This is a genomic window from Polynucleobacter sp. AP-Sving-400A-A2 (genome assembly GCF_018688155.1).
Lineage (GTDB): Bacteria > Pseudomonadota > Gammaproteobacteria > Burkholderiales > Burkholderiaceae > Polynucleobacter.
In genome coordinates this window covers 1,174,334-1,186,529 of the sequence record NZ_CP061312.1, presented here as the reverse complement: position 1 = coordinate 1,186,529, position 12,196 = coordinate 1,174,334, and the positions used below count along the sequence as shown (strand labels likewise).

At 47.1% G+C, this 12,196-nt stretch carries 7 protein-coding genes; 2 read left to right on the top strand and 5 right to left on the bottom strand.

Annotated elements, in window-relative coordinates; translation table 11 throughout:
* Positions 1 to 4: 4 nt before the first annotated feature.
* From C2758_RS06225 to trxA, 5 genes are all read right to left on the bottom strand, one after another.
* A complete protein-coding gene (locus C2758_RS06225; RefSeq protein WP_215327414.1) occupies positions 5 to 1,396 on the bottom strand; it encodes an MATE family efflux transporter in 1,392 nt (463 codons plus the stop codon).
* A 3-nt stretch (positions 1,397 to 1,399) separates the two neighbouring features.
* Entirely contained in the window at positions 1,400 to 3,127 is a 1,728-nt protein-coding gene (locus tag C2758_RS06220; RefSeq protein ID WP_215327413.1) for a glycosyltransferase family 39 protein, read from the bottom strand.
* Between the two features lie 107 nt (positions 3,128 to 3,234).
* Positions 3,235 to 3,582, bottom strand: a complete 348-nt coding sequence (locus tag C2758_RS06215) for a type B 50S ribosomal protein L31 (RefSeq protein WP_173960509.1) — start codon at positions 3,580 to 3,582, stop codon at positions 3,235 to 3,237.
* Positions 3,583 to 3,740: 158 nt separating this feature from the next.
* Positions 3,741 to 5,003: a transcription termination factor Rho gene (rho, locus tag C2758_RS06210; protein ID WP_046330324.1), complete on the bottom strand. Its 1,263-nt coding sequence runs from the start codon at positions 5,001 to 5,003 to the stop codon at positions 3,741 to 3,743.
* Between the two features lie 220 nt (positions 5,004 to 5,223).
* Positions 5,224 to 5,550: a thioredoxin TrxA gene (gene trxA / locus C2758_RS06205; RefSeq protein ID WP_215304272.1), complete on the bottom strand. Its 327-nt coding sequence runs from the start codon at positions 5,548 to 5,550 to the stop codon at positions 5,224 to 5,226.
* 117 nt (positions 5,551 to 5,667) lie between these two features.
* Between trxA and C2758_RS06200 the strand changes: the two genes are divergently transcribed.
* Complete coding sequence (locus C2758_RS06200; protein WP_215327412.1) at positions 5,668 to 8,661, top strand: PD-(D/E)XK nuclease family protein; 2,994 nt, start codon at positions 5,668 to 5,670, stop codon at positions 8,659 to 8,661.
* Positions 8,658 to 12,185, top strand: coding sequence for an exodeoxyribonuclease V subunit beta (locus C2758_RS06195; RefSeq protein ID WP_251369146.1), 3,528 nt, complete (start codon positions 8,658 to 8,660; stop codon positions 12,183 to 12,185). The genes C2758_RS06200 and C2758_RS06195 overlap by 4 nt, the downstream gene beginning before the upstream one ends.
* Positions 12,186 to 12,196: the final 11 nt, after the last annotated feature.

The window sequence follows — 12,196 nt, the reverse complement described above, 5'->3', positions numbered from 1 at the left end:
GAAATTAAACCTCAACCGGCGGATGCGTTTTCTCAAAGCGTGCCGCCGTTTTTCTGAAGAGGTAGAGCAATAAGAGTGCAGCCAATCCTAAGCTCATACTATTGCCAGCCCAAAAGCCATTGGCGCCTTGCAAAAATTCTGGGGTATTGCCAAAGACATTAAAGCCCATCAAGTATCCGCCACCTAAGCCTACACCCCAGAGTGAGCCTGCATAAATCAGCATCGGCCAGAAGGCAATACGATAGGCGCGCAGAATAAATGCAGCAGTCACTTGCAGGGCATCAAAGAGTTGGTAAAAAGCAATAAACAAAAAGAGTGGAATAGAAAATACCTTCACCTCTTCCGGTGGGTCGTAAAGATCTAGCAAGGCCACTCTAAAAATCCACACCATCACCCCAATAAAAACGCATAAAGTGGTGGTGAAGAAAACCGACGACCAACCAATTTCTTCTGCACGCTCTTGTTTATCTGCGCCAATAGATTGAGATACCAAAGTCATCGTAGCAATCGATAGGGACAGGGGCACCATGTAAATTACCGTTCCCATATTGGCCACAATTTGATGACCAGCTAAGGCGGTGGTACCAAGACGCGCAATGAACAGCGACATGAAGGTGAATGAGGTCACTTCAATTAAATAGCTAAAGCCAATGGGTGCACCCAATTTCAGGAGAGTCCAGATACGATGCCAGTCAGGCCAGCTAAAGCGTACAAAGATTTTGAACGGCTTATAGAAGTTATCAAAGAGTACAAAGCCCAGGGTGATAATGAGCCAGAACCAGCTGATGATGACGGTCGCTACCGCACAACCTGGACCGCCCATACCCTCAATGCCAAAGCCCCCGTAAATAAATAAGAGATTAAGTGGTAGTTTTAAGCCTAAACCAATCAGTTGCACTACGGTAATGACGGTTGGTCTTGAAACCGCATTGTGAAGCGCCATGAGCACGCGCATGGCCATGCTGGCAGGTAAACCAATCGCGAGGATATTTAGATAGAGCCTGGCCTTGCCTTCAATATCAGGCGTTACTTGAGAGATTTGCAGCAAGTGATCTGCATTGAGCAAGATTGCAATACCTAATAAGGTGAGGCCAAGAGCGAGCCAAGTGGCTTGACGTACTTCTTCACCAATCTCACTAAAACGCTTGGCGCCAAAGAGTTGTCCGGCAATTGGGGCGAGGGCAGAGATCACGCCAGTCAGGCCAACATAGATGCTAATAAAGATAGCGGAAGCCATCGCCAAAGCAGCTAAGTCATCGGCAGAATAGCGCGCAGTCATGGCAGTATCCAAAACACCAAAGGCAATCACTGCTAGCTGACCAATGAGAAGTGGACCTGCGAGTTTTAGGAGGGAGGGAATATCCTCGCGCAAACGCGATAATTTAAAGTGCAACACGTTTTATTCTTTACCTGCAGGGGTAATTTGATAGAGGCGCAGACGCTCATCACGATCGGATGCACGGCGATCTTCCCAGAGTAATTCAATTTTCTTTTTATTCAGACTGGCGTATGCCTTGGCCTCTAAAGAGCTGTGAGTCAACATCAGATTGCAGCTAGAATCATCACGCAAAGGCAGTTTTGTGAAATAACTAAATGAAGCCAATTGAGCTGGACCCAGATTAGTAGTGTCAATGCATCCTGGTGTATTGGCAATAATTTGAACTAAGCGATCGGATACATAGCGATAGGTCTTGGCGTAATTAATCGTCGGTAGCCACAAAGTCATCAAGAGAACCCACATCAAAGTAGTGCCAGAGGCGGAGATGATGAGACAGCGCCAGATTTCTTTAGGGGCGCGAGAAGTTCTCCAGCGCACAATCGCCAACCAGATGCCGGTAATGATGAGGGCAATAATAAAACCAATGTAATCAAACTGTGCCTGAAAGCCAGGTAACAGTCTTGCCAAATTTGCAGCGGTGGATTCTGGGAAGCCGGTCACCTTAGCAAGCCAAATAATCCAAATGGCTAAAGCAATCATGGTGAAGCTAAACATCGCAAACCAATCAATAAAGCTAATCAGGCCACGTTTAAGAATCGGCAAACTAAATGCAGCAATGATCGACAAACTCGGAATCAAAATGATGAGGTCATGTTCGTTTGCTTCTAAGCGGAACAGAACATAAATCAAGCAACCAATAAACAAACTCAGCGGAATGCACAGATGTGGAGCGCGCCATTGACCTGCCTCTTTTACTCTACCCCAGTGCGCGAGCGAGATGATAGCCAATGGCCAAACTGGCCAGGCATAGGCCCAGAAGTTGACACTTAAAAATCCTAGGGATTCAATAGAAGGCGTTGAGCGCATCTCTGGCATATTGCGCCAGCCTTCTTGTGCGATATGACGCCACTCAGGCGTGAGATTACCCAGATACCAAAGCGCAGGCCAAATCGCAAAACCAATTAGACCCAAAACAGTACTGGTTAAAGTCCAACGAAAGCGTAACTTCGCATTACTGGCAATCACTGCAATGATGGTGGAGCTGACGATGATGAGGCTGAGTGTCAGATTGCTTGAGAGCGCCACGATCGCAATACCAAGACCAGTCCAAAAGCCACCTTGCCAAGGTTTATCTAAACCACGGACGGTGCCGTACAAAACAATGCTGATGCCCATGAGTTGCGCCATCATCGGTGTAGTCTCATGCGCACGCTGCGCAAGTCCAACGCAAGCTAAGAAAATCAATAGAGCGCCATCAGCTAAAGTCATGCCGTAATTTTTACGACCCGGTTGACCACCCACTGCTAGCACCATCGGCTGAACTTCTGGGCGACGTCCTAATAAATAAGTCGCATACCAAATGGCTAGAGCAGCAGCAAAGAAGCAAACTGCTGCATAGAGACGTGCAGCATTAGCCATACCAATCAGTGGACCAAATAGATCCATTAGGGTGGCACCTAGCCAGTAGGGAAAGGGTGAGCCAAGAGAGACATCACGCCCCGCAAGGTGCGGCACAATCCATTCGATTGCTTTGCCACTGTGCAAAGTCCACATGCCACCAAATCCGATGGCATCTTCGTTCTTCCAGGGATCGCGCAGAAAGAGGCCAGCGAAACCATAAACCAAAGTCAACGCAAAAATAATAATGCGTGGAATGGAGGTGGTGGCGGCGGCGGTGAGTTTAACCATAAAAAACTAGCAATAAAAAAGGCAGCAAACGCTGCCTTGATTATCTCGCAGGGGAGGGTGAATAGTGAATATCCAAACCCCAGCCCCTTTGTAGAGTAAGCCTATTATTAAGCCTTCTTCTTAGCTGGCTTTTCAGCAGCTTTAGCTTCTGCAGCAGCAGCTTTTTTCTCAGCTGTTTTAGCAGCGCCATCACCAGCAGCCTTAGCAACAGCCTTAGTGCCGAATTTCTGACGGAATTTCTCAACACGACCGGCAGTATCCATAATCTTCTGGGTACCAGTGTAGAAAGGGTGTGACTCAGATGAAGTCTCGATCTTAGATAAAGGATATTCTTTGCCATCTTCCCACTTGATTGTCTCTCTTGTAGACATAGTGGAGCGAGTCTTGAAGCTGAAGTTATTAGAAACGTCTACAAAGACGATTTCACGATATTCGGGGTGAATGCCAGGTTTCATTATTGAGTCCTATTAGCGGGCAGCCGTTTTGGTGAGGTAACAAAATACGAGACCTAAATACTTACCCAAGTTAAATGCAAATTATTAAAGCGGTAAAGGCGAAATTATGCCATGAAATCAACAACAAAGCGCACTTTTACCGACTTCGAGAGCCTAAATTAGCCACCCTTACGCATTAAATCAAAGAATTCACCATTGTTTTTGGTGGATTTGAGCTTATCAACAATAAAGTTCATTGCCTCAATATCGTCCATATCGGCCAATAACTTACGCAATACCCAGATTTTCTGGAGGTTTTCAGCTTTCACCAGCAACTCTTCACGGCGGGTACCGGACTTATTGAGGTTAATCGATGGGTAAACACGACGCTCAGCCAAACGACGCTCAAGGTGTACTTCCATATTGCCGGTACCCTTGAACTCCTCATAGATGAGATCATCCATACGGCTACCAGTCTCAATCAAGGCAGTTGCAATGATGGTGAGTGAGCCACCTTCTTCCACGTTACGCGCTGCACCGAAGAAGCGTTTTGGACGTTGCAATGCATTCGCATCCACACCACCAGAGAGTACTTTGCCGGATGAAGGGATGACGGTGTTGTAAGCGCGAGCCAGGCGGGTAATCGAGTCAAGCAAGATAATGACGTCTTTTTTCATCTCGACTAAGCGCTTGGCTTTTTCAATCACCATCTCGGCAACTTGAACGTGACGCACAGCTGGCTCATCAAAGGTTGAGGCAACGACTTCACCGCGCACAGAGCGCTGCATTTCAGTCACTTCCTCAGGACGCTCATCCACTAACAATACTATCAAGATGGCATCGGGATTGTTTGCAGAAATCGCATGGGCGATGTGCTGCATCATCACGGTCTTACCGGATTTAGGTGAAGACACGATCAAGCCACGTTGGCCATAGCCAATTGGGGAGATCATATCGATGATGCGGCCAGTTAAATTCTCTTCCGCCTTGATATCACGCTCCAGTTGAATCACGCGATTTGGATGCAAAGGCGTTAGGTTTTCGAACATGATGCGGTTCTTCAAGGCCTCAGGAGCCAAACCGTTGATCTTGTCTACTTTCACTAATGCAAAGTAACGCTCGCCATCCTTAGGTGTACGAACCTCGCCTTCAACGCTGTCACCAGTGTGCAGGTTAAAGCGGCGAATCTGGGCAGGAGAGATATAGATGTCATCCGGAGAAGCCATATACGAGGCATCTGGGGAACGTAAGAAACCAAAGCCGTCAGGCAAGACTTCCAAAGTACCGTCACCGAAAACAGATTCGCCTTCCTTGGCGCGTTTCTTCAGAATGGCAAACATCAACTCTTGTTTGCGCATACGTTGTGTATTTTCAATCTCCAGGCTGGCTGCCATTTCAAGCAGGGCGGATACGTGGAGTACTTTGAGTTCAGATAATTGCATGTGGTTCTCGGGTGTAGAAAGGGAAGTAAATGTGTTTTGGGGTATCGCTGTCTAGATGGACATCAGACAGAATTGAAAAACAGAATGTTTGGGGGAGGGGGGGAGTTTGCTAAAAAAAGAAGAGCACTTGTAGTGCGTTGAACTACTAATGAAACAGATACTACACTAAAAACAGCTAAAAACCACAGGCTCACCCAGTGAACCTGTGATCCGGGACTATTTACAGATGACTATCAATAAATGCAGTCAACTGAGATTTGGCCAAAGCGCCTACTTTTTGAGCAGCCACAGTGCCGTTCTTAAAGAGGATCAATGTAGGGATACCGCGGATATTGAACTGGGCAGGAACGCCTTGGTTCTCATCTACATTCATCTTCGCGATTTGGATCTTGTCACCATATTCGCCAGCCAGCTCTTCAAGGATAGGGCCGATCATCTTGCAAGGACCGCACCACTCAGCCCAGAAGTCCAGGAGAACAGGTTTATCGGACTTGAGAACGTCTTCCTCGAAAGAAGCGTCAGTTACATATTTGATGCCGGCACTCATGAAAATTCCTTAATTAGTCTTATTTAGTTTTATATTTTATTGCGCTACAACGCTTATATTAGCAATAAGCCACAGTCTCTGCCTAAATTCTCAAAAGAAGCCATAGAACTCACCTCAATGCCGCACCCGTTTCCAACCCTAAACAAGCAAAAGCAGCCGCATGCTTGGGTGATCACACCCAATGCTAATGCTCTGAGATCACTCGCCGAGGGTATCTGGAATTGTGCAGTGCAAACCAATCAACGCCCCTTAGTGGTGCTGAGCACGGCAGGTCCACTAATGGGAGTCAGGACAGCCTTAGAGAAATATCGACCAAAGGATCTACCGAGCCAGATTGCCTTCTTGCCCCAAGTGATGAGTTTTAACGATTGGCTAGAAGCAGCGCCAGGCGCATGGAAGTTCCCCAAGAAGCAAACGAATCTAGAGCGTTGGTTATCTGTTTACATTAATCTGCGCAAACATAAAATATTGCAAAGCTGGTTCAAGGCTGAGAATGAGGCGGGTGCATGGGGATTAGCTCAGGCAGTGATCGATGCATGCGATGCTTTATCAGAGGCAGTCGTGCCACTGATGCAAAGTGAGATTAATGCCTTAGTGCAAAACCCAACCCTCGATGCAGAGTTATGGGTAAAAAAAGTAGAAACACTGTTAGATCAAGCAATTGCTAAAGCCTATGTTGGTTTATCTCGTAAAGTCGTTGATCAAGAGTCCACAGTGTTATTAGCCTTCTGGCGCTATCTCAGTAGTGCTGGTGATCCTGTAATACGTAAACATATCGCCTTGGCTGCCCACCTACAAGCAGCCGGCACCAATCAAGCTCTTGCAAGGCCTTTGATCTGGGTAGAGACTGCCGATCCTAAGCCAATCGATCAAGAGACGATCTCGGAGTACTTGCAGGAGTATTCGCAATTTGCACCCGTAGTCAATATTGGATTAGATTGGCATTCAGTAGCGCTATGGTCTGAAGCCTTAAGCGGTCAAAATGCTGAGGGTCAACTCAAACCCATAGATAGCGAACAACAGATTCAGATAGATCGCAATGTTCAAGCAAGCTTTCACAATGGGTGGAAGTTGCTAGCAGCTAGACGCTTTGAAGAACTAGCTTGGGCTGCAGCCAAATCCATTGAGGCCCACTTAATTGCTGGCAAGACCAATATCGCTCTAGTTGCACAAGATCGTTTGGCTGCAAGAAGGGCGCGGGCATTGTTATCCCGCTTTGGCCCTAGTTTGCGTATTCGGGATGAAACCGGTTGGAAGCTGTCGACTACTCGCGCCGCTGCCTCGCTCAATAGTTGGTTAGAGTTAGTCCGCTCACCAAAAGAAGGACCGAGTGCCAGTGCTTTGCTCGAGTTTTTGCAAAATCCTTTTTTTGATATTGCGCATACCTTACAAAAGCCGCCACAGGCTTGTGTCAGTCTGATTGCGCAGCTCGAGGATATTCTGATTGCAAGCCAAGCAAAGTCTGGTTGGGAAACCTTTCGGATGGCTATTGAGCGTGCCAACGTTTATTCATCATCGCGCGATAGTGTGCCTTATGAATCACTCTTAGAGCTGCTTACTTTCTTGCAACGGCATCATGCCCAGTGGTTGGAGCTCAAGCTCGATTGTGAAAATGCTTATGCGCTTTTAAATACCAATCTACAAGAGATGGGTATGACACAAGAGCTTGAGAAAGACTCTGCCGGTAAACAGTTGCTTGAAGTGCTCAAGACCTTTGATCTGGGCGCGGGAGCTTACCGGCAAGTTAGTATGCGTTTGCCGGAATGGCTGAGCTTACTCAAGACAGTTATTGAAGAAGCCTCGTATCAGGAGGTGGGGCAACAAGCGGAAGCAACTCTGAGCATCCTGCCTCTGAGCTCAACACGTTTACGTGAGTTTGATGCTGTTGTCTTGGTGGGTTGTGATGAGCAACAATTACCAGCGTTTTCTGAACCGCCATTATTTTTCTCGGACACGCTCAATCGATTATTAAAAGCCTCCACCATAACAGCGCAATATATTCAGCAAGCCAGAGATCTATCGCAATTATTAATTTCTTGTCCTGAGGTGGAATTGCTTTGGCAAAGTAAAAGTAAGAGCGGTGAACCGCTCAGACCATCAGCCTGGATTAGTCGTCTGCGTACGCAACTTCCAGATTGGTCAATATTAGAAGTGAAGCCCGATACGCATGCAGATCACTCCCGTCCTTTGCAGGAGGCAGTCACTACGGTCAATCCAGAGATTGCTTTGCCAGTGAGCATGTCCCCTAGTGCATATAAGGCTTTAAGAGATTGTCCTTATCGCTACTATGTCCGCAGCATCCTGAGATTGCGTAAGGCAAAAGAATTTGAGGAAGGCTTTGATGCCTCATTGGCAGGGCAGGTTTTGCATGCTTTATTAAAAAACTTTTTCCAAGCATTAAAAACAGAAGAGCAAAAATCCCATTCAAGCATTCATCAGGGCGAAGATGCTCGTCGCTTATGGATGCAAGAGCATCTCACAAAGCATTCAGAAAAAGAGTTTGAGCGCTTGATTCAGGGTGATGCCAGGGTCACTGGAACTTTACGTGATTGGCAAAAGCAGATCCCTAGCTTTGTAGATTGGCAAATTAAGCGTGAGGCAGAGGGTTGGCAATATCACGATGCAGAGCTATCAGTCGGGTTCACCATCACACTGACTGACGCTGATGGTATCGAGAGGGAGATTGAGATTGCAGGTCGCGCTGACCGCTTTGATGTGAATACCAATCAGTCCAATGTTGCCGCAGTCATTGATTACAAGAACCAAGGGATTGCCAAAATTAAGAAGCGGGCAGAGCGTCTTTTGGATGATCCGCAATTGTTAATCTATGCCCGCGCAGTCAATGAGAATGCCATTGCTGCGCATCTTCCTGAGCGAACTGTTGAGCAGGCTGAGTGGGTTTCACTAAAGGCAGATCTTAAAAAAGCCAATGACAGAATTGTCAGAGCACATCCGGTTGAAAAGATGCCAGAGATGATGGAGCAATTTTCAGAGCAGCTTCGTGAAGATTTAGAAGTCTTATGGGCACGCAAACCCATGAAAGCTTTTGCGCCAGATAGTGTTTGCCAATATTGCGAAGCTAGGGGCATTTGCAGAAAGGGGATGTGGTGAAAGATAATTTTGATTACCCCGTAGCCTGCAACCCCAATAACTCAGTGATTGTTTCTGCTTGTGCGGGCAGTGGTAAGACTTGGCTCTTAGTTGCGCGCATGGTGCGCTTATTGCTAGCTGGTGCTAAGCCTCAAGAGATCCTAGCGCTGACCTTTACTCGTAAAGCTGCACAAGAAATGCGTGACCGCTTGTATGGATTGCTAGAACAGTTTTCTCAAATGACTGATGAGCAACTCTTGCAGGAGCTCACCATCAGGGGTTTAGATGATGCCCAAGCCAAGCACTTATTACCGCAAGCGAGAGCGCTTTACCTCAAAGTATTGATGAGTCCTCAATCGATTGTGATTGACACCTTCCATGGCTGGTTCGGAAGACTTCTTGGAGCGGCGCCAATCTCAGCAGAAGTTCAGCCTGGATTTAATCTTCGCGAAGATGCTAAGCGTTTGCAGGAGGAGTGCATGCAAGATTGGTGGGGAGATTTGTCTGCTGATCTTAAAAAACACTATGACGTTTTACTCAAAGCATTTGGCGCATTTGAGACCGAAAAGTTTTTGATGGGCAATTACAGCCTCTTTAAGCAAAGAGGTGCTTGGACATTCTTCTTAGCTTCATACAAGACTAGGGGCATTTCGCCAGTGGATGCTTTGGCGCAATGCTTGCCCAATCTAGCTTTGCCAAACCCGCTAGAAGAATATTGGCGGCGCCCTGGCACCAAAGAAGATTTGCAGGTGATGCTTGATTGCTTTAGCAATGGCACAGCCACTCAAAAGAAAAGGTTGCCCTTGATTCAGCAGGCGATCGCTCTTCACGCAGCGGGGCAATCTATCGTAGAGATTGCAGATGAATGGCAAAGCTGTTTCTACGCTAAAAGTACACTGACACCATCAGACGATATAGCCAATATATCTGCCCCCATGCGTGATTACCTTGCCGCAACTGGTGGCGACCCAGCGCAGATTACCTCCATTCGAAATGCTTGGGTAGATGCATATGAGGCATGGTTTGCCTGGCAAAATGATCAAGATGCTTATGCGATCAACGCTGCTTGGTTTGCCATGAGTGAAGCCATGCTAGGGCATATGCAAAAGGCGAAAGAGTCTATGCGCGTGCGCGACTTTGATGACCTAGAGATTGGCGTGAGCCAGCTCATGGCGGATCCGGCGAATGCAGCTTATCTACAAGCTAGATTGGATGCGAAGTACAGTCACATCCTGATTGATGAGTTTCAGGATACCAACCCACTGCAATGGCAGATTTTGCGATCCTGGTTAGAGGGCTATGGACAAGACGGCTCTCGTCCAAGTGTCTTTATTGTGGGAGATCCGAAGCAGTCAATTTATCGCTTCCGCCGTGCTGACCCAAGACTATTTACTAGCGCAACTAGCTTTCTGCAATCTACTTTGCAAGCGAAGTATCTAGAAAAAAACACCACCCGCAGAAATGCACATGCAATTAACGATGCAGTGAACAATATCTTTTTAACGGATGCCATTCCATCAAGTTATGTGTTTTCAAAACAGGATACTGACTGGAAGGCGCCAATAGAGGGTATTGCTAAGCACGAGTTTGCTACTCAGGGTGAGGCGATATTATTGCCACTGATTGAGCGTGTAGAGCAAGACCATGCTGAGCGTACTGGTAGTGCTTTAGATAACCCCATTGAGGATTCGGGGCTTACTGTGGGTGTACAGCAACGCTACTGGGAGGGTCAACAAGTCAGTCGTTTGATTCATCATGTAATAGCAACACGCCAAGTAATTGATAAAAAAGATGGTAAGGACTATTGGCGCCCAGCAAGAGCTAGCGACTTTATATTGCTCGTTAAACGACGTGCCTACTTACCGCAATTTGAACGAGCGTTGCGCGAGGCAGGTTTGGCCTATGACAGTTCTCGCCTCGGTGGACTACTCAATACTTTAGAGATTGATGACTTAATTGCTTTACTCACTGTCTTGGTATCTCCTAGGCATGACTTGCCATTGGCGCAGGTATTACGTAGCCCCATCTTTAGTTTCACTGAGCAGCAAATGCAAAAACTCAGTAGTCATGTGGGTGATAGTCAAAGCGAGAGCCAAGGTCAAACTCAAACTTCTTGGTGGGATGCTTTACAAAGTAGTTCTGAGCGTGAGATTCAGAAGGCGGCACGCTATTTGGAGCGCTGGAGAAGTTTAGGTGAAGTATTGCCTGTACATGACCTGCTTGATCTGATTTATCAAGAGAGTAATTTACGAGTCAACTATGCAGTGGCTTCTCAAAATCTAGCGCGTGCACAGGTACTGGCTAATTTAGATGCCTTCTTGGAGCTTGCCTTAAATCAAGATGGCGGTCGCTATCCGAGTTTGAGTCGCTTTATTGAAGAGATTAATGCGATGCGTCGGGGTGACGATGATGAGACGCCTGATGAAGGGGATGTAGAGGCCGAAGCCGAGGAAGATATTGGTGAGGTAGATCTCGATAGTGAGATGACCGAGGAAGATCGGCATCAGCGTGTACGTCTCATGACTATTCATGGTGCTAAGGGATTAGAGTCGCCATTTGTGATCATGCTAGATGCCAACCATACCGAGTGGAAAGCGCCTAAGCGCGGAGTACTGCTCGATTGGTCTCCGGATGAAACCAGCCCAAGCCATCTATCCTTGTATACCGCGAAGTCCTTGAGTGAGAAGCGCGCAGCAATCTATCAAAAAGAGAATGAAGTGAGTGAGAATGAAAATTGGAACGTTCTATACGTTGCAATGACGCGCGCACAGCAAGGCTTATGGATTAGTGGCGTGCACTCTCACATTAGAGATGGCATTAGCCAAAAATCTTGGTATGGCAGGGCGCTGGCAGCTGGCATGGCAATTGTAGATCCCACCCAATTGGGTGAAGTAATCCCGCAAAAGCAAGAGCAGGTGATCTCCAACGATAGCGAACTATTTCAGATAAATCATTTCCAGTTGTCATGGGACGCTGCTAAACAATCCCACCAAGAAACTATTGCCAGCATTGAGAGCGGTGCACTAGCCATTGCCACAAAGGCAAAAGAGCAAGCACAAGCAGTAGCGCAGCCAGACTCGGAAATTTTGGAAGAAGGCACGCATTTTCATAAACTATTGGAGTTCTTGACCGCACATTCTGGCAGTCAAGTTACAGCTTCAATGCCAAGCGAGCAAGAGCTCATGAATTGGCTCAGCATTGATCAAGAGCGTGCCCAAAAACTCATGGAGCGTGTCCAGCTTGTCATGGATGCGCCCATACTCAAGCCTTACCTTACGGATAATCAGTGGGTGCAGGCCTGGAATGAGATTGATATAGCGGACGAGCAAGGTAAAAGCTACCGCATGGATCGCTTAGTAGAGTTTGATGATTATTTGGCTATCCTGGATTACAAGCTCGCGATTCCAGAAGAGGGTGATGAGAAGTACGATAAATACCGCAAGCAATTACAGGGCTATCAGGCTGAGCTCGCGCGCATTCGGAAAGACAAGCCTAATAAGGCCTTTTTAATCTCCTCTAAGGGTGGACTCAAGGAAGTCATCTAGCCTTAGGCCCC